This is a genomic window from Sphingomonas sp. Y38-1Y, from assembly GCF_032391395.1.
In the GTDB taxonomy this organism is placed as follows: Bacteria; Pseudomonadota; Alphaproteobacteria; order Sphingomonadales; family Sphingomonadaceae; genus Sphingomonas.
Genome location: NZ_CP135916.1, coordinates 1,885,458 through 1,904,146, shown reverse-complemented (window position 1 = coordinate 1,904,146; position 18,689 = coordinate 1,885,458). Strand labels below are relative to the sequence as shown.

Here is an 18,689-nt window from a genome sequence, read left to right as displayed (position 1 = left end):
CGTCCCTTCGCGCGGGCGGTCCGATCGGCTAACCTGATCCCCGGGGACATCCGGGGGGACAGGACCATGCGCGCGGGACTTTTCATCGCCATCGGCGTGGCGGCCGCATCGATCGCCGCTGCCGCACCACCGTCGCAGCTTACCGAGGGCGAGCGGCTTGCGACCATCCTCGGCTGCCGCGACTGTCACGGCGCGACGCTCGAGGGCAAGGCGATGCTGACCGATCCCAAGATCGCCGTCTTCTACAGCTCGAACCTGACGCGCGCGCTGCCGCGATATACCGATAAGCAGCTCGACCATGTGCTCTCGACCGGTGAGCGGCCGGACGGCACGCGGCTATGGTACATGGATGCCGCCCCCTATGCGGTCATGAGCCGCGCCGACAAGCGCGCGCTGTTCGCCTGGCTCCGCGCGCAGCGGCCGAGCGGCCCCGAGCATCCGCGCATCGCCATGGGTCCGCGCTTCAAGGCAGCCGTCGAGGCGGGGCGGGTGAAGCTCGAATCGGCGACGCTCGCCCGCGACCTCGCCAACCCGCCCTCTGATCTCGGCCCTGCCACGGCGCGCGGCCGCTATCTGGCGCGCACCGTCTGTGCCGGCTGCCACGCGTCGTCGCTGAAGGGGGTCGAGGATGCGCAGCCCGGCGATCCGCCAAGCCTGTCGGTGGTCGCCGGCTATGACCGCGTCGCGTTCGCGACACTGATGAAGACGGGGCTGGCACCAGGCGATCGGAAGGTCGGCGAGATGACCAAAGCCTCGCAAGTGCGCCTCCACGCGCTGAAGCCGGCGGAGGTCGACGCACTGTACGACTATCTCTCGCGCTTTCCGGGCTGAGCGCGACGCACGCCCTTCGACAAGCTCAGGACGAACGGTGGTTGTTTAGCGCCGCTTCGCCCACTCCGTTCGTGCTGAGCTTGTCGAAGCACGTGCCGCGCACGCCCGATCAGAGCGGTTTCGCCAACACCATGAATTCGAGCGCGTCCGTCCGCGGCTCGCCAAATCGCGTATCGCCATAGGGAAACGGCCGCCGCTCGCCCGTCGCGCGATAGCCGCGCCGCTCGTACCAGGCGATGAGCTCAGCTCGCTGGCAGATCACCGTCATCTCGGCGAGTGTCGCGCCGAACATCACCGCCGCCACCCGTTCGCCCTCGGCCAGCAGCGAGCGGCCGAGCCCCGCCGCCTGCCGGTCAGGCGCCACCGTCACCATGCCGAGATACGCCGCCGCGGGTGGCTTGGCCTGCACCGCGATGCAGCCCGCGACCTCACCGCCTATCTCGGCGATCACGATCCGCTGCGACGCGTCGCCGATCATCGCCGAGAGCGCCGCCGCGTCGGTGCGCTGACCGTCGAGCAGATCCGCCTCATGCGTCCACCCGCCTCGCGCCGCCTTCCCGCGATACGCGCGCTCGACCAGCGCGTGCAGCGCCGGCACGTTGTCCAGGGTAGCGAACCGAAAGTGGGGGATCGTCATGCTGCACCCGTTTGTGACGGATGGTGGAAGGGGCTGGATTCGAACCAGCGTACGCTTGCACGGGCAGATTTACAGTCTGCTGCCTTTAACCACTCGGCCACCCTTCCATGGGGCCGCTTCGAAAAGCGAGCGCGCCCATTGCCTCCGCAAGATTGGCTTGTCAACGCCGTTGCGCGAATGCGCGTGCCGCAATAGTCACGCGGGCAACGACACGTCATTCCGGGGGGACCTTCATGCGCCTGATCCATCTGCTTGCCGCGACCGCGCTGGTCGCCGCGCCGCTCTCGGCACAGGACACGCCGCCGCCTGCCCCCGAATTCGCGCGCATCCTCGACGAGGGGACGGAGCGCAGCCAGGTGATGGTGATCGCGCAGCAGATGACCGATGTGCTCGGGCCTCGCCTCACCAATTCCCCCGGCATGCGAAAGGCCGAGGATTGGGCGGTCGCCGAGTTCCAGCGCATGGGCCTGACCAACGTGCGCAAGGACGGGTTCGACTTCGGCCGCGGCTGGTCGATCGAGCGGTCGAGCGTTCGGATGGTGACGCCGCGCCCGGTCCAGCTCACCGCCATCCCGATCGCCTGGACGCCGCCCGTCAACGCGACCGCGCCGATCGTCGTCGCGCCGATGACCAAGCAGTCGCACTTCGCCGCCTGGCGCGGCAAGCTCGCCGGCAAGATCGTTCTCGTCTCCCCGCCGGGCCAGCCGGAGGAAGCGAACGAGGCGCCGTTCAAGCGCCTGTCGGGTGAGGATATCGGCAAGCTCGACACCTATCGCGAGCGCCCCTGGGATCCCGCCCGCGTCGCCCGCCGCGCGCCGGCGCTGACGTTCGAGGAGGATCTGGACGCCTTCCTCAAGGCCGAGGGCGCCGTCGCCCTCGCGCGGATCAGCTATCGTGACAACAAGCTGCTGCATGGCGAAGGCTATCAGCATCGCACCGGCGCGCAGACGCCCGGTGTCGAGATCGCCGCGGAGGATTATCGCCGCCTCGCCCGCCTCGCCGTCATGGGACCCGCCCCGACGCTGGAGATCGTCAGCGACGTCAAGTTCGATGACAGCAATCCCCAGGCCTACAACATCCTCGCCGACATCCCCGGCACCGATCGCTCGGGCAGCTATGTCATGGCCGGCGCGCATTTCGACAGCTGGGTCGCGGGCGACGGTGCCACCGACAATGCCGCGGGCTCGGCGATGGTGATGGAGGCCGCCCGCATCATTCGCGCGCTGGGCGTCCGGCCCAAGCGGACGATCCGCTTCGCGCTGTGGAACGGCGAGGAGCAGGCGCTCTACGGCAGCATCGCCTATATCGAGAAGTATCTGGCGAAGCGGCCCGCCCCGGCCGGCCCCCAGAACTCGAACCAGATGTACTACGGCCAGACCCAGCGTTTCCCGGTGACGCCGCTGCCCGGCTATCGCGACCTTGCCGCCTATTTCAACATCGACAACGGCTCGGGCAAGCTGCGCGGCATCTATGCCGAGAACAACTCGGCGGCAGCACCGATCCTGCGCGAGTGGCTGTCGCCGTTCGCGCCGATGGGCTCTGGAAGCGTCGTGTTCGGCCGCACCGGCGGCACCGATCACCAGTTCATGGCCGCCATCGGCCTCCCCGCCTTCCAGTTCGTCCAGGACCCGCTCGACTATTCGAGCGTGACGCACCATTCGGGCGCGGACACGTTCGACCATCTGAAGGCGGCGGACATGCGACAGGGTGCGATGGTGCTCGCCTGGATGCTGCTCAAGGCCGCAAACGCGGACGCGCCGCTGCCGCGCAACCCGATCCCGCGCCAGCCGCTGCCGACCGACCCGTTCCAGACCCCCGACCCCAACGCCGAGTAAGCTCATGGCCCGCCGCGGACACCGCCCTTCCCAATCGACCGGCAACCGGCCCCGCTTCTGGGGCCGGCACGCGGTGCTTGCCGCGCTCGCCAATCCGGATCGCCAGGTGCGAAAGCTGTGGGGCACGCGCGAGGCGATCGGCGCGCTCGATCTGCCGCCGGTCATCCCGATCACCTATGCCGACGCCGCCGATCTCGGCCGGCTGGTCCCCGGTGACGCGCCGCATCAGGGTTTGGTGATCGAGGTCGATCCGCTCGACGACCTGTGGCTGGGCGAGGTGCTGGAGCGCGGCGCGGACGATCAGCGGCCACTCGTCGTGCTCGACCAGGTCACCGACCCGCATAATGTCGGCGCGGTGCTCCGTTCGGCGGCGGCGTTCGATGCGCTGGCGATCGTCACGCAGGATCGCCACGCTCCGCCCGAAAGCGGCGCGCTCGCCAAGGCCGCGTCGGGCGCACTGGAGGTCGTGCCGTGGGTCCGCGTCGTTAATCTCGCCCGCGCGCTGGAGGAGATCGCCGAGGCCGGCTTCTGGCGCGTCGGCCTGACCGGCCATACCGAGACGTTGCTGTCGGCCGCGCTGGAGGGTTCGGCGAAGACCGCGCTGGTGCTGGGTGCCGAGGGCGAAGGCATGCGCCAGAACACCGAGACGCATTGCGACATCCTCGCCAAGCTGCCGATCAGCCCGCGCGTCGAGAGCCTCAACGTCTCGAACGCCGCGGCGATCGCGCTCTACGCGGTGGCGGCGGCGAAGCTTTAGTTGGTCCTAGGCTAGTCGACGGGTTGCGCCTGTTACACGTCCTTCGACAAGCTCAGGACGAACGGTTGGTTTGCCTTAGCTGGCCCCACCCTCCCCGTTCGTGCTGAGCCTGTCGAAGCACGTGTTCATGGCGATAGGCTCGCCACGAACCTCAATCTTCGTCTGCGATCCGCACCTTCAGCCCGTCCAGCGCGCCCGTGAACTGAAGCTGGCAGGACAGGCGCGAGGTCGCGTCGCGGCCGGACGAGCTGTCGAGCAGGTCGTCCTCGTCCTCGCTCATCGGCGGCAGGCGGTCGAGAAACGCCTCGTCGACATGGACGTGGCACGTCGCGCAAGAGCAGCAGCCGCCGCACAGCGCGAGCAGCTCGTCGAAGCCGTTGTCGCGAATGACCTCCATCACCGACAGGCCGACCTCGCCCTCGACGGCGCGTTCTTCCCCCTTGCGATCGACGACGATAAGCTGCGGCATCATATTCTCCTGCGGATGGCGGCGACTTGCCGCGTGTCCGTGCGACTTTCAAGGGATCGGACGATGGGGTTGAGCGCCGAGCAGCTGCGCGAGCATCTGGATGCGCTGGCCGCGATCGAGCCCGCATACGCCGCGGCGATCGGGCGCGTGGGCTATCCCGCGCCCCGCATCAGCAATCGCGGCGTGGCGACGCTCTTGCGCACCATCGTCGGCCAGCAGGTGAGCACCCAGTCGGCCGAGGCGGTGTGGCGGCGGCTGGAGGCGGCGCTGGGCGGCGACGCGACCGACACCAGCGCCTGGGCTGCGGCGAGCGACGAGACGCTCCGCGGCGCCGGGCTGTCGCGTCAGAAGATGGGCTATGCGCGCAGCCTGGCGGGTTTGGTCGAGAGCGGCGAGCTCGACCTCGCCAACCTGCCCTCCGATGACGAAGCGGCGGTGGCGGAGCTCGTCAAGGTCAAGGGGATCGGCCGCTGGTCGGCGGAGATCTACCTGCTGTTCGCCGAGGGGCGGCCCGATATCTGGCCGGCCGGCGACCTTGCCGTCCAGATCGAGGTCGGCCGCATCATGGGCCTGCCCGAACGGCCGAGCGAGAAGCTGACCCGCGAGATCGCCGAAGCGTGGAAACCGCATCGCGGTGCCGCAGCGATCTTCACCTGGCACCATTATCGCAGCGACATGCAGGTGATCTGACTTTGTACCCCGGCGAAGGCCGGGGTCCAGTTCCGCAGCGCTGGTTGGTTAGCGGAGCGCCTGCTTCGTCTGCATCCCAACTCGACCCCGGCCTTCGCCGGGGTACAACTCACACCCCCATCGTCCGCGGATCAGGGCCCGTCCGGCCATCCTCGTCATCCAGCGCCGCGATCACCGCCAAGTCGTCCTCGTCCAGCGTCACCCCGGTCGCACCGAAATTGTCGCGGGCATGCGCCTCGTCGGACGCCTTGGGGATCACCGACAAACCGAGCGCCAGGTGCCACGCCAGCACCACCTGCGCCGGTGTCGCCCCCTGCTTCTCGGCGATCTGGACGATTGCCGGATCGGACAGCAGCCCGCCCTTGCCCAGCGGGCTCCAGCTCTGCGTGACGATCCCGCACTCGGCATGAAAAGCGCGCGCCTCGACCTGCTGGAAACGCGGATGCAGCTCGATCTGGTTGAGTGCCGGCGTGACGCCCGTCGCCTCGATCAGCCGGTCGATCTGCTCGGGCAGGAAGTTGGACACGCCGATCGACCGCGTCTTGCCCGCCTCGCGCAGCCGGATCAGTGCTTCCCAAGCACCGAGGTAGGTGTCGCTACCCGCCACCGGCCAGTGGATCAAATAAAGGTCGACGCTGTCGCGCCCCAGCAGCGCCAAGCTCTCGTCTAGCGCCGCCTCGGCATCCTCGTGCCGGTCGTTCCAGAGCTTGGTCGTCAGGAACAAGTCGTCGATGCTGGCGAGCCCCTCGCCCACTCCGCGTTCGTTGCCATAGATCGCGGCGGTGTCGATCAGCTGGTAGCCGATATCCACCGCCTTGCGCACGATCAGCGGCGCGACCGCATCGGCGATCTGCCAGGTGCCGAAGCCGAGCGCGGGGATGCGGTTGCCGTCGTTGAGGTCGAGCATGAGGCGTCCTGTCTTGAGAGGTCGCCGCCCCAATGCGTCAGCGATGGCTTGGTTGCGCTAAGCGAGCCGCGCCACCAGCGCCGCGTGCGGTCCTAGCCGATCGCCCTCGATCTCGCCGGTCGCGGCGAGCACGCGGTGCGGCGGCAGCGCGGTCCGAACCGGCTCGGTGCCGAGATTGAACGCGCAGAGGATCGGCGCGGCGCCCGGTGCCCGACGCTCGAACACGATCACCTCGCCCTCGGCTTGCCGCACCTCGATGCTGCCATGCGCCAGGCTCGGCTCGGCATGGCGCAGCGCGATCAGCCGCCGCGTCCAATGGAGGAGCGAGCGCGGATCGGCCGCCTGGACGTCGACCGCCAGCGCACCGTGGTCGGGGCCGTGCGGCAGCCACGGCTCTGCCGAGCCGAAATCATGGTCCGGCGCCTCCGCCGCCCAAGGCATCGGCGTGCGCACGCCGTCGCGCGACAGCGTCATCGGCCAGTTGGCGATCGCCTCCGGGTCGACCAGCCGGTCGAACGGAATGTCGACCTGCGTCAGCCCCAGTTCCTCGCCCTGGTACAGGATGGCGTTGCCGCGCAGCGACAAGAGCAGCAGCATCTTGAGCCGCGCGAAGCCAGCGGCATGCTCCGGCGTGGTCCAGCGGGAGATCGCGCGCGGCGCGTCGTGATTCTCGAACGCCCAACTCGGCCAGCCATGGCCCGGCACGTCCGGCCATGCCGCCAGCGCATCGACGATCAGCCCCGGCGTCAGCCGCTCGGCATAAAGGAAGTTGAAGCCATAGGCGCTGTCGAGCCGCCGGTCGCCCGCGGTATAGAGCGCCATCTCCCGCGCCCAATGGTCACCGCCCACCTCCGCCATCGAGAAGATCGCGCCGTGGCTGCGCATCTCGCCCGCCAGCCGCTCGATGAAGCGGGGAATGTCGGGATGGCTCTGGTTGTGGATCTTGTCCTGGAAGTCGAACGGCCGCGAGCGGGCGCGGTTGGACGGCGGCAGCGGCGGATTGTCGCGCAGCAACGGGTCGTGCATCGCGAAGTTGAGCGCGTCTAGGCGAAACCCGTCCACCCCCCGCTCCAGCCAGAAGCGCGCCGCACCCAGGATCGCGTCCTGCACCGCCGGATTGTGGAGGTTGAGGTCGGGCTGCTCGACCAGGAAGTTGTGCAGATAATATTGACCGCGCCGTGCATCCCATTGCCACGCCGGGCCGCCAAACACCGACTGCCAGTTCGACGGCGGCGAGCCGTCGGGCTTGGGATCGGCCCAGACATACCAGTCGGCCTTTGGGTTGTCGCGGCTCGACCGGCTCTCGGCGAACCAGGGATGCTGGTCCGACGAGTGCGAATAGACCTGGTCGATCATGACTTTGAGGCCCAGATCGTGCGCGCGCGCCACCAGCGCGTCGAAGTCCGCAATCGTCCCGAACACCGGATCGACGCCGCAAAAATCGGCGATGTCATAGCCGAAGTCGCGCATCGGCGAGGTGAAGAAGGGCGAGATCCAGATAGCGTCCACGCCCAAGTCCGCGACATGGCCGAGCCGCGACGTGATCCCCGGCAGGTCGCCGATCCCGTCACCGTTCGCGTCGGCGAAGCTTCGCGGATAGATCTGATAGATCACCGCCCCCTTCCACCAGGGTTCGGCGGCGGCCGGAATGGCAAGCGGCGCGCTGCTCATCGCGCCGGCTCCGCGGCGCAGACGATTGTGGAGAAGGGCGCGATCGTCACGCGCATGCTTCCCGGCGCGCTCGCGGCGGCGGGGCAGCCGGCGCCATAGAGCGGGCGAAAGCGCATCGATCGCGTCTCGACCTCGACATTGGCGGTGATCGGCGCGGGCGAGCTGTTGAAGGCGACCACCACCTCGGCATCGGTGCCGGGATCGAAGCGGCTGACGGCGAACAGCCCCGGCTTGTCGTCGAGGTACGCGCGCGTTACCTGCCGCCCGTGCGACAGCGCCGGCGTCGCGCGGCGCAGCTTCGCGAGCGTCGCGATCGTCCCGAACAGCGGGTGATCGGTGCCCCAATGCGGCTCGCCATGCGTGCGCGCCGTGCCGACGAGCTTGTCGTCCAGATAGGCGGGCGTCTTGCTCGCGAACATCGTCTGGCGTGCGGCCTGGTCGTTGCCCTTCCCGGCAAAGCCCTGCTCGTCGCCATAATAGATCGTCGGCACGCCGCGCAGTGTCAGCAGCATCTCGTGCCCCAGCCGCGTCCGCGCTAGCAGCTCGGCGTCGGCGGCAGACGGGTTGGCCTTCATCACGAACATCGCGAAGCGGCCCTGGTCGTGATTGCCGATGAAGGTCGGCAGTTGCAGCGCCGTCGCCTCGCCGCCGGCGTACATGGCGTCGCCCATGAACAGCTTGGCGAGCGCGGCGGTCGGCTTGCCCTCCGCCACCACCTGCTGCACCGCCGTCGCGAAGGCGAAGTCGAGCACCGCGGGCAGCTTGTCGACGACCGTATGCCGCTGGAGCAGCCCGATCTCGAGCTCGGACCAGGCCGCCTCGCCAAAGATGTGGAAGTTGGGAATGCCCTTGGCCCTGGCACGCTCCAGCATCGCCGGCACGAACGCCGCCCAGAACTCCGGGTTCACGTGCCGCGCGGTGTCGATGCGATAGCCGTCGATGCCGAACCGGTCGATCCACCCGCCGAAGATGTCGATCATGCCCGAGACGACCCGCGGGTTCTCGGTCATCAGGTCGTCGAGGCCGACAAAGTCGCCCATCGTCGAACTCTCGTTCGAGAAGGTCGTGTTGCCGCGGTTATGGTAATAGATCGGATCGTTCAGCCAGGCAGGCACCTTCACGTTCCGCTCGGCCGGCTTCACCTTGACCGTGTAGGCGTAGTTGGGGTCGGTCAGCCGCGCGAAATTCGCCGCCGTCTGCACCTGATCGCCCGCAAAGCCGCTGTTGATCGCCTTGCCGCCGATCCCGCCGCGGCGCGAATAGGGATAGTCGGCGCGGCTGCGATAGGGGCATGCCGGCTTCCCCTCGCACTCGGCGAAATAGAGGACGTCCGCCGTGTGATTGGCAATGATGTCCATATAGACCTTCATGCCCCGCGCATGCGCCGCGTCGACCAGCGCCTTGAACTCGGCATCGGTGCCCAAATGCGGATCGACTGTCGTGAAGTCCGTAACCCAATAGCCGTGGTAGCCAGCGGACTCCTGCCCCGGCCCGCCCTGCACCGCCTTGTTCTTGAAAACCGGGGTCAGCCAGATCGCGGTGACGCCCAGCGCCTGAATATAGTCGAGGCGCTTCATCACGCCCTTGAGGTCGCCGCCCTGAAAGAACGCCTTGTCGGTCGGGTCGAAGCCGTGCGCCAGCCGGTCGCCGCGAATGCCGCCGCGGTCGTTGCCGGGATCGCCATTGTCGAAGCGGTCGGGCAGCACGAAGTAGATGACTTCTTCGCTCGGCAACCGCTCGCGCAGCGGAAGCTGCTGGGCGGCAGCGGGCGACGCCATGCAGGCGAGCGAAAGCGCAGCGACAAGTCGCTTCATGGCAGGACCCTCATGATTGGCGCCGATCGCGCGAAGCGAGCGGGGGACCTGTGCCGATCGTTGCCGGCACAGGTCCACGCGCCCCCTTTAACTCAGAAGCGAAGCGTCGCACCCGCCAGGAAGCGGCGTCCGAACTGCTGGTGGTCGATGATCGCGCGGTCGTCGCGCGGATCGACGGTCACGAACGGCTCGTCGGTCAGGTTCTGGCCCTGGATGAAGAGGGAAACGCCCTCCAGCGCCGATCCCTCCTGGAAGTCGTAGCCGACCTGCGCATCGACGATCGTCTCGTCCAGCGCGCGGCGACGCACGCGGTTGCCGCCGAAGCCCGACAGCTCGCCGACGAAGGTCGAGCGGTACCGGACCGAGCCGCGCAGGTTGAAGCCCCACTTCTCGAAATAGGCAGTGCCGTTTGCGACCCACTTCGAATAACCGGGGATGTCCTCGGCCGGCGCGCCCGGCGTCGGCTGGATCTCCGTCTGCGTATAGCTGACGCCGCCGGTCACGCCGAAGCCGTCCAGTGCACCGACGAACTCGCCGAGCGGCAGCGTCGCGGCAAGCTCCGCGCCATAGATGTTGCCACCCTCGCCGTTGATCGGCTGGGTCAGCAGACCCAGGTCCGTCGGCGGGCGCAGGCCGGCGGGCTTGGGGTAGGCGCTATAGTCGAACGGCACCTCGAGATTGTACACGAAGCTCTTGAGATCCTTGTAGAACCCCTGGAGCGCGATATAGCCGCGCGTGCCGAAATACTTCTCCAGCGTCAGGTCGAACGAGTTCGACCGGATCGGCCGCAGCACGGGGTTGCCGCCGCTGCCGGTGTAGAGGTCGAGCGCGGTGTTGTAGCCATAGGCGATGGCGACACGCATGTCGTCCAGCCGCGCACGCTGCATCTGCCGCGCGGCACCGACGCGGATGACGAAGTCGCTGGGGAAGCGCAGCGACAGGTTCACGACGGGCAGCACGTCGATATAGTCGTCGCCCTCCGTCACCGGCTGGAGCACGCCGCCCGCGGCGACCAGGCCCGACGACTTCTGCACCGTCGACACGAACTGGACGCCGACATTGCCGGTCAGCACCGACGCGCCGATCTCGTGGTCGATGTTCGCCTGAAGATACGCGCTCATCACGTCCTCGTTGACGCGGAACGCCTTGGCCGGAATGTCGAGGCTGGTGTTGGGCGAGAGCTGATAGATGCCGCCCGCCAGCAGTTCGGCCGGATCGTAGCTGACCATCGGCCCCAGCCCCAGATAGGACAGGTTGGTCGGCTCGAGCAGATACTCGGCCGGGATGCGCCGCTCGCGCAGCCCGCCGGTCAGCTGGATCAGCGCCTCGTCCGGCGTCAGCGACTTCTCGCGGCGAGTATAGTTGAGGCCGAACTGCACCGAGCGGAGGAAGCCCTCCATCTCCTTCTCGACCTCACCGCGATACTGCTGGATCTCGTCCTTGACGATGCGGTCGTTGTAATAGCCCGCCTGAAGGTTGGCGCCGCCCCAACCCTGCGGGTCGGTGAGCAGAATGAGGCCCGGGTCGGAATAGTTGAGCGTCGGCGAGAAGACGGTGCCCGTCGACCCGCTGGTAAAGCCGATCGTGTCGCGTGCGCCGACGTTGGCGCCATAGCCGGTGCCGGCATAGGTCTCGATGATCGTCTCGCTGCGATCGGTCTTCGAATAGCTGAGGTCGAACATGGCGTTCCAGCCATCGTCGCCCTCCCAGCGCTGGTTCATGCCGAACGAATAGAGCTTGGCCTTGCGGCTGAAGCTGTCGTTGCGGATCACGCCCTCCACGCCCGAGAAGGTGCCGGAGGTGACGAAGCCGCCCTCGACGTTCGCCTGCGTCAGCGTGGCGTTGCCGAACGCCAGCGGCAGCTCGATGCCGCGCTTGATCTGCGGATCGTCGAAGTCCGAATAGAAGCCGTCGAGCGTGATCGTGTAGTTGGGCACCGGCCGCCACTGCACCGTGCCCTGAAGGCCCAGGCGCTTGAGGTTGGTCGAGGTGACGTAGGACTTCGACCCGCCGATCACGCCGGCATTGGGCGCGATCGCGCCGGCATCGGCATAGCCCCACGCGTTGAATTCCTGGATCTGGTACGGCTCGTTGAGGTAGTTGGCCGACAGGACGACGCCGATCGTGTCGTCCGCAAACTGATCGACATAGGTGCCGAACACGCGGTACCCATATTCCTTCGAGCCCGCATTGAGCTTGCCGAGGTCGGTATAGACGCCGCGGCCACCGACCGCGAGCGTGCGCTTGCCATATTCGAGCGGGCGGATCGTCTTAAGATCGACGGTGCCCGACAGGCCTTGGCCAATCAGCGTCGCCTGGGCCGTCTTGTAGACGAGCACTTGGTTGACGACTTCAGACGGATACTGGTCGTACTCGACCGCGCGGTTGTCGCCGGTGGAGGTCTGCTCGCGGCCGTTCAGCAGCGTGGTCGAGAAATCGGGCGCGAAGCCGCGGATCGAGACGCCCGACGAGCGGCCCGAGATACGCTGCGACGTCAGGCCCGGCAGGCGCGCGATCGATTCCGCGATCGAGGCGTCGGGCAGGCGGGCGATATCCTCGGCCGACACCGATTCAACGACCTGGTCGCGCGACTTCTTGGCATTCACCGCGCTCTCCAGGCTGGCGCGGAAGCCGGTCACGACGATGTCGTCGGCGGGCGCTTCCTGCGCGGCGGGATCGGTGGTGTCGCCGGCGTCCTGCGCCATGGCGGGGGCAGCGAACGCCGCCAGCGAAAGCCCGGTGGCGCCCAGCAGCGCGGCACGCATCGTCGATCGAGTCTTCATGTTCCTCCCCCTCGCCCGCTTGTGACCGTAGGCTCGACTGTTCCGAAATCGGGTATGGCGGTGCCTACCCTGTGGCAGCTTCGTACCGTGTCCCCGGCCCGGGCGAACAGAAGGCATACGTATGTCATGCGGTGCAGCAGCGCCGCGCCTGTGCTCTTCGCGCCACACTCCCCCCCGCTTTACGCCCTGTCGGGGTTGATCTAGGCTGCTCGTCAGGCGAGCGCAGACTTGCTGGCACAGGGGACAGGAAGCCGATGAACCGCCCGGCGTCACAGCGCCCCACCTCCTTCGACATCGCCTATCGCGCCGGCGTCTCTCAGCCGACGGTCAGCCGGGCGCTGCGCGGATCGACGTCGGTCAGCGCCGAAACGCGCGCCCGGATCGAGGCGATCGCGCGCGAACTGGGCTATGCGGTGGACAAGAACGCCTCGTCGCTGCGCAGCCAGCAGTCGCATACGCTGGCGCTCCTCTTCTTCGAGGATCCGACGGCGGATGCGAGCCTCATCAACCCGTTCTTCCTGTCGATGCTCGGCTGGATCACGCGGCACACCGCCAATGCCGGCTACGACCTCCTCATCTCGTTCCAGCAGCTGTCGGGCGACTGGCACAAGGCGTATGAGGACAGCCGCAAGGCGGACGGGATCATCCTGCTTGGATACGGCGACTATGCGCTCTATCGCCCGCGCCTCGAACAATTGCATGCACAAGGGACGCACTATGTCCGCTGGGGCTCGCCAGAGCCCGGCGACGGCGGTGCGACGATCGGCTGCGACAATCGCGCCGGGGGGCGAATGGCGACCGAGCACCTGATCGCCCACGGCCGCCGCCGCATCGCGTTCCTGGGTGCCGGCAACGACCATTACCCCGAGTTTCGCGACCGCTATCTCGGCTATCGCGACGCGCTGGCGGCGGCGGGGATAACGGCCGATTCCGCGCTTCAGGTCGATGCGATCACGCTGGAACAGGCGGGTGCCGACGCGGTCGCGGCCTTGTTCGACCGCGGCGTCGCGTTCGATGGCGTCGTCGCCGCGTCCGACCTGATCGCGATCGGCGCGATGCAGGCGCTGGAGCGGCGCGGATATGACGTGCCTCGCGCCGTCTCCGTCGTCGGCTTCGACGACATCCCCGCCGCCCAGCAAGCCTCGCCCCCGCTCACCACCGTCCAGCAGGATGCGCGCGGCGCGGGCGAGCGCCTGGTCACCACGCTCCTCGACCGCATCGCCGGACGCGAGCCCGCGACCGGCCCCCTCCCCGTCCGGCTGATCGTCCGCTCTAGCTGCGGCGCGCATACGAATACGTGAGGCGCCGCGTCCCTCCGCTGCCTACACGGCTCCTACCCGGCACCTCAGTCCGGTGGGGAGGATGAATGGACAAGCCGCGCCAGAGCATGGCCGCTCTCTGGAACATCTCGTTCGGCTTTTTCGGCATCCAGATCGCGTTCGCGCTCCAGAACGCCAATGTCAGCCGCATCTTCCAGTCGCTGGGCGGCGAGATCGACCAGCTCGCCTTCCTGTGGATCGCCGGACCCGTGACGGGGCTGCTCGTCCAGCCGATCATCGGCCATTATTCGGATCGCACCTGGAGCCGCTTCGGTCGTCGTCGCCCCTTTTTCCTGGGCGGCGCGATCCTCGCCGCGCTCGCGCTGGTCGGGATGCCGCATGCGGGCGTGCTGCTGACGGCGGCGATCATGCTGTGGCTGCTCGACGCCTCGCTCAACATCTCGATGGAGCCGTTCCGCGCCTTTGTCGGCGACATGCTGGGCAAGGATCAGCAGACCGCGGGCTACGCCTTCCAGACCGCGTTCATCGGCGCGGGGGCGGTGGTCGGCTCGCTGGCGCCGGAGCTCCTCAACATGGCGGGCGTCGCCAACACTGCGCCGGCCGGGATCATCCCGCCCTCGGTCCGCTTTGCCTTCTACATCGGAGCGGCGGCGATCCTGATCGCGGTGCTGTGGACCGTCCTCACCACCCGCGAATACCCGCCCGAGCAGATGGCCACGTTCGCCGGCCGCGCCGCGTCCGAGCATGAGGGTCAGGTCGTCGCGCCCGCCAACGGCCCACTCTGGGCACTCGCGGGCGTGGTCCTCAGCGGCGCGGTCTATGCGCTCGCGCTCGACAAGGCGGTCTATGTTCTGGGCGGCGCGCTGGTCGCGTTCGGGCTGGCACGCGTCGCGGCGCGAGCGATGGCAGCGGGCGGCAGCCGCGGCGCGCTCGTCCTCATCAACTCCGACCTGGCGCAGATGCCGCCGACGATGCGCCGCCTCGCGCTCGTCCAGTTCTTCACCTGGTCGGCGCTGTTCATCCTCTGGATCTACACCACGCCCGTCGTGACGCAGGTCGTGTTCGGCTCCACCGACCCGACCAGCGCCGCCTATAACCAGGGTGCGAACTGGGTCGGCGTGCTGTTCGCCAGCTACAACGGCGTCGCCACGATCGGCGCGTTCCTGCTCCCCTGGCTTGCCGGACGTATCGGCAAGGTGCGAACGCACGTCATCGGCCTGCTCAGCGGCGCGGCCGGCTTCGCGACGATCCTGGTGACGCGCGACGCGCAAACGCTGCTCGTGGCGATGGTGTTCATCGGCATCGCCTGGGCATCGATCCTGACCATGCCCTACGCGATCCTGGCCGGCAGTCTCGATCCGCGAAAATACGGCATCTACATGGGATTGTTCAACATCTTCATCGTCGTGCCACAGCTGATCGTGGCGACGGTTATGGGCGCGGTCATCAACGCCTTCTTCCCCGGCGCCCCCGTCTGGACGATGGCGATCGGCGCAGGCGTCATGATCCTTGCCGCCGCTGCAATGCTCCGCGTTCGCGAGGAATAGCGCCCCCGATCCTCCGGTTTCGCTTTCAAGTGTGATGGTTCGCCATTACACTCGGCGGACAACCGGAGGACCTCATGGGCATTCTCGATTTCCTGAAGAAGCAGTTCGTCGACGTCATCGACTGGGTGGAAGAGCCCGGCGACCTCGCCATCCGCTATCCGATGGAGGATCGCGAGATCCAGAACGGCGGCGCGCTGACGGTGCGCGAGGGTCAAGTCGCGTTCTTCTATAACGAAGGGCAGATGGCCGACGCGTTCGGCCCCGGCCAGCACACGCTCACCACCGCGAACCTGCCGCTGCTCACCGCGCTCCAGAACTGGGACAAGGGCTTCCAGTCGCCGTTCAAGGCCGACGTCCTGTTCTTCACGCAAAAGGAGCAGGCCGGCCTGAAATGGGGCACGTCGCAGCCCGTCACGGTGCGCGACAAGGAGTTCGGTCCGCTGCGCATCCGCGCGTTCGGCGGCTACAGCTTCCGCATCGAAGAGCCGCCGGTATTCCAGGCCAAGCTGATGGGCACGCTCGGCCATGTCCGAGTCGGCGATGTCGAGCCCCAGCTCCGCTCGGCGATCGCGACGCAGCTCGCCACCTCGCTCGGCCGCAGCGAATTCGGCTTCGTCGACATGGCCGCCGATCAGGCCGCCATGTCGGAGCGGCTGCGCGAGATGGTTCAGCCCGCCTTCACGCAATGGGGTCTCAGCTGCCAGACCTTCTTCGTCGAGAGCCTGTCGCTCCCCGACGAGGTGCAGAAGTATCTCGACAAGGCATCGTCGATGCGCGTCGTCGGCGACCTTGACCGCTTCGTGAAGTTCCAGAGCGCCGACGCGATCGAGAAGGCGGCGGGTGCAGACGGCGGCGTCGCGGGCCTTGGCGTCGGCGCGGGTGCCGGCATGGCGCTGGGCCAGGCGATGGCCGCGGGCCTTTCCGGCGGCGGCCAGGCGAGCGGTGCGGGCGTCGTGGCGGGCGCCGGCGACGATCCCTATGCCCAGCTCGAAAAGCTCCACAAGCTGCTGACGATCGGCGCGATCACGCAGGCCGACTTCGACGCGAAGAAGGCCGAGCTGCTCGGGCGGATCCGGTAAAATGGCCTTGATCGCCCCATCCCCTTCCGTTCGTCCTGAGTAGGTGCCGAGTAGCTGCGCAGCAGCGTATCGAGGTACCGTATCGAAGGACGTTGGTCGGCGGGGCGGTACTTCGATACGCGACCTCGATCCGCTTGCTCACGCAAGCTACTCGGCCGCTACTCAGCACGAACGGGTATTGAAGATGCCGACCCGGTACGAACGGCCATGACTGAACCATGCTGACCCTCGACTGCCCAAATTGCGGCGCGCCCGTCACCTTCCGGTCGGCCTCGCTGCCCAATCGCGTCTGCGACCATTGCCGCTCGATGCTCGTGCGCAGCGACGCGGGCGTCGGCGTGGCGGGTCAGGAGGCAGCGCTGCCGTTCGACGTGTCGCCGATCCAGATCGGCACGCGTGGCCGCTTTGCCGGCGCGTCCTTCGAGGTGATCGGGCGCGTCCGCTGGTCCTGGACCGACGGCTCCTGGAACGAGTGGCTGTGCCTGTTCGAGGGCGGTCGCCACGGCTGGCTGGGCGAGGCGATGGGCGACTTCATGATGACCTTCGAGCGCCCGCTGGCCGAGATCGGCTCGGCCGAACTCGACCGCATCGCGCGCGGCGCCCCCGCGATCCCCGGCCGCAAGGCCGAGATCGACGACGAGGAACTGACGATCGCCGATGCGCGCGAAGTGTCGTGCATCGCCGCGGAGGGCGAGCTTCCGTTCACCGCGCTACCCGGCTGGACGATCTACTCGGTCGACCTCAAGGCGGGATCGGGCCGCGCCGCCAGCCTCCAGCGCGAGGGGAACGAGGCCTGGTTCTATGACGGCCGCTACGTGACGCTCGCCGACCTCGGCGCGACCAACCTGCGGGCGATCGAGGGATGGACGGTGCCGCGCTATGGCTGATGCCGCCCCCGCCGCCCGGGCGCTGTCCTGCCCCAATTGCGGCGGCACGATCACGCTGCGCGCGGCGGGCCATTCCGTCACCGTCGCATGCGAATACTGCGCCAGCATCCTCGACGTCAGCCAGCCCGAGGTGCGACTGGTCACGCGCTACAACGAAAAGGCGTCGCGGCTTGCGATCCCGCTCGGTACCCGGGGCACGCTGGACGGGACCGAGTGGGAAACCGTCGGCTGGATGGCGCGCGAGGACAGCGGCTATCCGTGGCAGGAGTTCCTGCTGTTCAATCCCTATCATGGCTATCGCTGGCTGATCGAGCAGCGCGGCGGCTGGAGCCTGGGCGAGCAGCTGAACGTCACCCCGACCGGCGGCTGGGGCGGCGTCACCGTCGACGGCGAACGCTATCAGCCGTTCTTCGCCGAGGGGCGCGCGGTGGTCACCGACGTGGTCGGCGAATTTTACTGGCGGGTGAAGCGCGGCGACAGCGTCCGCACCGACGACTGGGTTCGCCCGGGCGAGATGCTCTCGCGCGAGGTCGACGACCGCGAGGTGAGCTGGTCGCGGTCGCGCTACCTGCCCGCGGCGGAAATTGCCGCAGCGTTCGGGGTTTCTGCGCAAGGCAAGCCGTGGCCGCCGCTGCCGCACCAGCCCTCGCCCGTCCGCCCCTTCCTCAAGGGTGCGATCGTCATAGCCCTGCTCGCGCTTGCGGCGCTGATCGTCGGCGCGGTGCTGACGACGGGCGGCCGGACCCTGTGGCAGGGATCGGTCGACATCGCCGCCGATGGCCGCGACCAGGAAGTGACCGTCGGCCCGATCGAGCTCACCCGCCCCTATCAGCGCGTCCGCGTCGTCGCGGAGGTGCCGGCGCTGTCGAACGGCTGGGTCGACCTCGACTACACGCTCGTCGATCGCAAGAACCAGCGGAGCTTCACCGCGTCCAAGGCGGCCGAGCGCTATTCCGGCCGCGATTCCGACGGTGACTGGAGCGAGGGCGACCGCGGTGCCACCGCGGATTTCGCCGCGCTGCCGTCGGGCACCTATGACTTGGTCGTCGATTACAAGGGCAACAACTGGGTCGATCCGTCGAAATCGGGCTCGAACTTCTGGACCTTCGGGGCCGAAGAGCAAACGTCCGACTGGCGCCGCGGGGGCATCAACGCGCCGCAAGCCAATCTGCGCGTCGTCAGCCGCGGCGGTGCCGGGTTCGGCATCTTCTTTCTGATGCTGCTGCTCATCCTGCTGCCGCTGGGCGTCGCGCTCATCTTCCATGCGCAGTTCGAGAGTGCACGTCGCGGCGAAAGCGACTTCACCGGCGCCGGCGACGAGGACGACTGATCCATGCGCACCTCGACCTTCCTCTATGGCCTCTGGTGCCTCGGCATCGTCGGGCTGTTCATGCTTGCCAACAGCTATGCCTGGTCGCCGTTCGCCGACGGGCGCAGCGGCCCGCGCGGCGGCGGCGGCGTCATCTTCGTCGGCGGACCCAACCACAAATAAGGGGATTTCG

The 18,689-nt window shown here is 68.0% G+C and carries 16 protein-coding genes and 1 tRNA gene; 10 read left to right on the top strand and 7 right to left on the bottom strand.

The annotated features are described in order from the left end of the window. Window positions 1–66: 66 nt before the first annotated feature. Window positions 67–831: a c-type cytochrome gene (locus RS883_RS09100; protein ID WP_315759887.1), complete on the top strand. Its 765-nt coding sequence runs from the start codon at window positions 67–69 to the stop codon at window positions 829–831. Between the two features lie 109 nt (window positions 832–940). Here the strand turns inward: RS883_RS09100 and RS883_RS09095 are convergent, their stop codons facing one another. Next, a complete protein-coding gene (locus tag RS883_RS09095) occupies window positions 941–1,468 on the bottom strand; it encodes a GNAT family N-acetyltransferase (protein WP_315759886.1) in 528 nt (175 codons plus the stop codon). A 21-nt stretch (window positions 1,469–1,489) separates the two neighbouring features. Then, window positions 1,490–1,575, bottom strand: a tRNA-Tyr gene (locus RS883_RS09090). A 126-nt stretch (window positions 1,576–1,701) separates the two neighbouring features. Between RS883_RS09090 and RS883_RS09085 the strand changes: the two genes are divergently transcribed. Together RS883_RS09085 and rlmB are read left to right on the top strand one after the other, a co-directional pair. After that, window positions 1,702–3,303 (top strand): M20/M25/M40 family metallo-hydrolase, encoded by a 1,602-nt coding sequence (locus RS883_RS09085; RefSeq protein WP_315759885.1) that lies wholly within the window; start codon window positions 1,702–1,704, stop codon window positions 3,301–3,303. Window positions 3,304–3,307: 4 nt separating this feature from the next. Beyond that, a complete protein-coding gene (rlmB, locus tag RS883_RS09080) occupies window positions 3,308–4,060 on the top strand; it encodes a 23S rRNA (guanosine(2251)-2'-O)-methyltransferase RlmB (protein WP_315759884.1) in 753 nt (250 codons plus the stop codon). A 151-nt stretch (window positions 4,061–4,211) separates the two neighbouring features. Here rlmB and RS883_RS09075 read toward each other — a convergent pair whose 3' ends face one another. Further along, window positions 4,212–4,529: a 2Fe-2S iron-sulfur cluster-binding protein gene (locus RS883_RS09075; protein ID WP_315759883.1), complete on the bottom strand. Its 318-nt coding sequence runs from the start codon at window positions 4,527–4,529 to the stop codon at window positions 4,212–4,214. 63 nt (window positions 4,530–4,592) lie between these two features. On the opposite strand from RS883_RS09075, the gene RS883_RS09070 reads away from it, so the two are divergent. Continuing rightward, window positions 4,593–5,219 carry a DNA-3-methyladenine glycosylase 2 family protein gene (locus RS883_RS09070; RefSeq protein ID WP_315759882.1) on the top strand — a complete coding sequence of 209 codons (627 nt, stop codon included), beginning with the start codon at window positions 4,593–4,595 and terminating at the stop codon, window positions 5,217–5,219. A 109-nt stretch (window positions 5,220–5,328) separates the two neighbouring features. Here the strand turns inward: RS883_RS09070 and RS883_RS09065 are convergent, their stop codons facing one another. From RS883_RS09065 to RS883_RS09050, 4 genes are all read right to left on the bottom strand, one after another. Then, window positions 5,329–6,126 (bottom strand): aldo/keto reductase, encoded by a 798-nt coding sequence (locus tag RS883_RS09065; RefSeq protein WP_315759881.1) that lies wholly within the window; start codon window positions 6,124–6,126, stop codon window positions 5,329–5,331. Window positions 6,127–6,183: 57 nt separating this feature from the next. Continuing rightward, window positions 6,184–7,797 (bottom strand): alpha-amylase family glycosyl hydrolase, encoded by a 1,614-nt coding sequence (locus RS883_RS09060; RefSeq protein WP_315759880.1) that lies wholly within the window; start codon window positions 7,795–7,797, stop codon window positions 6,184–6,186. Then, entirely contained in the window at window positions 7,794–9,611 is a 1,818-nt protein-coding gene (locus tag RS883_RS09055; RefSeq protein WP_315759879.1) for an alpha-amylase family glycosyl hydrolase, read from the bottom strand. Before RS883_RS09055 ends, RS883_RS09060 begins: the two co-directional genes overlap by 4 nt. 92 nt (window positions 9,612–9,703) lie before the next feature. Next, window positions 9,704–12,394, bottom strand: coding sequence for a TonB-dependent receptor (locus tag RS883_RS09050; RefSeq protein ID WP_315759878.1), 2,691 nt, complete (start codon window positions 12,392–12,394; stop codon window positions 9,704–9,706). 254 nt (window positions 12,395–12,648) lie between these two features. Here RS883_RS09050 and RS883_RS09045 point away from each other — a divergent pair, with 254 nt between their 5' ends. The 6 genes from RS883_RS09045 (at window position 12,649) to RS883_RS09020 (ending at window position 18,679) form a co-directional block, all read left to right on the top strand. Then, a complete protein-coding gene (locus tag RS883_RS09045; protein WP_315759877.1) occupies window positions 12,649–13,695 on the top strand; it encodes a LacI family DNA-binding transcriptional regulator in 1,047 nt (348 codons plus the stop codon). 65 nt (window positions 13,696–13,760) lie between these two features. Beyond that, the gene (locus RS883_RS09040) at window positions 13,761–15,221 is read left to right on the top strand and encodes an MFS transporter (protein WP_315759876.1); all 1,461 of its coding nucleotides are present in this window, start codon (window positions 13,761–13,763) and stop codon (window positions 15,219–15,221) included. Window positions 15,222–15,295: 74 nt separating this feature from the next. Continuing rightward, complete coding sequence (locus tag RS883_RS09035; protein WP_315759875.1) at window positions 15,296–16,300, top strand: SPFH domain-containing protein; 1,005 nt, start codon at window positions 15,296–15,298, stop codon at window positions 16,298–16,300. Between the two features lie 218 nt (window positions 16,301–16,518). Beyond that, window positions 16,519–17,187 (top strand): DUF4178 domain-containing protein, encoded by a 669-nt coding sequence (locus RS883_RS09030; protein ID WP_315759874.1) that lies wholly within the window; start codon window positions 16,519–16,521, stop codon window positions 17,185–17,187. Beyond that, window positions 17,180–18,517: a DUF4178 domain-containing protein gene (locus RS883_RS09025; RefSeq protein WP_315759873.1), complete on the top strand. Its 1,338-nt coding sequence runs from the start codon at window positions 17,180–17,182 to the stop codon at window positions 18,515–18,517. The genes RS883_RS09030 and RS883_RS09025 overlap by 8 nt, the downstream gene beginning before the upstream one ends. A 3-nt stretch (window positions 18,518–18,520) precedes the next feature. After that, the gene (locus tag RS883_RS09020) at window positions 18,521–18,679 is read left to right on the top strand and encodes a hypothetical protein (protein ID WP_315759872.1); all 159 of its coding nucleotides are present in this window, start codon (window positions 18,521–18,523) and stop codon (window positions 18,677–18,679) included. Window positions 18,680–18,689 lie beyond the last annotated feature (10 nt).

What these genes read in the sequence shown, in the direction of transcription:
- RS883_RS09100 (WP_315759887.1), top strand. Translation starts at nt 67, where the DNA reads ATGCGCGCGGGACTTTTCATCGCCATCGGCGTGGCGGCCGCATCGATC.
- RS883_RS09095 (WP_315759886.1), bottom strand. Translation starts at nt 1,468, where the DNA reads ATGACGATCCCCCACTTTCGGTTCGCTACCCTGGACAACGTGCCGGCG.
- RS883_RS09085 (WP_315759885.1), top strand. Translation starts at nt 1,702, where the DNA reads ATGCGCCTGATCCATCTGCTTGCCGCGACCGCGCTGGTCGCCGCGCCG.
- rlmB (WP_315759884.1), top strand. Translation starts at nt 3,308, where the DNA reads ATGGCCCGCCGCGGACACCGCCCTTCCCAATCGACCGGCAACCGGCCC.
- RS883_RS09075 (WP_315759883.1), bottom strand. Translation starts at nt 4,529, where the DNA reads ATGCCGCAGCTTATCGTCGTCGATCGCAAGGGGGAAGAACGCGCCGTC.
- RS883_RS09070 (WP_315759882.1), top strand. Translation starts at nt 4,593, where the DNA reads ATGGGGTTGAGCGCCGAGCAGCTGCGCGAGCATCTGGATGCGCTGGCC.
- RS883_RS09065 (WP_315759881.1), bottom strand. Translation starts at nt 6,126, where the DNA reads ATGCTCGACCTCAACGACGGCAACCGCATCCCCGCGCTCGGCTTCGGC.
- RS883_RS09060 (WP_315759880.1), bottom strand. Translation starts at nt 7,797, where the DNA reads ATGAGCAGCGCGCCGCTTGCCATTCCGGCCGCCGCCGAACCCTGGTGG.
- RS883_RS09055 (WP_315759879.1), bottom strand. Translation starts at nt 9,611, where the DNA reads ATGAAGCGACTTGTCGCTGCGCTTTCGCTCGCCTGCATGGCGTCGCCC.
- RS883_RS09050 (WP_315759878.1), bottom strand. Translation starts at nt 12,394, where the DNA reads ATGAAGACTCGATCGACGATGCGTGCCGCGCTGCTGGGCGCCACCGGG.
- RS883_RS09045 (WP_315759877.1), top strand. Translation starts at nt 12,649, where the DNA reads ATGAACCGCCCGGCGTCACAGCGCCCCACCTCCTTCGACATCGCCTAT.
- RS883_RS09040 (WP_315759876.1), top strand. Translation starts at nt 13,761, where the DNA reads ATGGACAAGCCGCGCCAGAGCATGGCCGCTCTCTGGAACATCTCGTTC.
- RS883_RS09035 (WP_315759875.1), top strand. Translation starts at nt 15,296, where the DNA reads ATGGGCATTCTCGATTTCCTGAAGAAGCAGTTCGTCGACGTCATCGAC.
- RS883_RS09030 (WP_315759874.1), top strand. Translation starts at nt 16,519, where the DNA reads ATGCTGACCCTCGACTGCCCAAATTGCGGCGCGCCCGTCACCTTCCGG.
- RS883_RS09025 (WP_315759873.1), top strand. Translation starts at nt 17,180, where the DNA reads ATGGCTGATGCCGCCCCCGCCGCCCGGGCGCTGTCCTGCCCCAATTGC.
- RS883_RS09020 (WP_315759872.1), top strand. Translation starts at nt 18,521, where the DNA reads ATGCGCACCTCGACCTTCCTCTATGGCCTCTGGTGCCTCGGCATCGTC.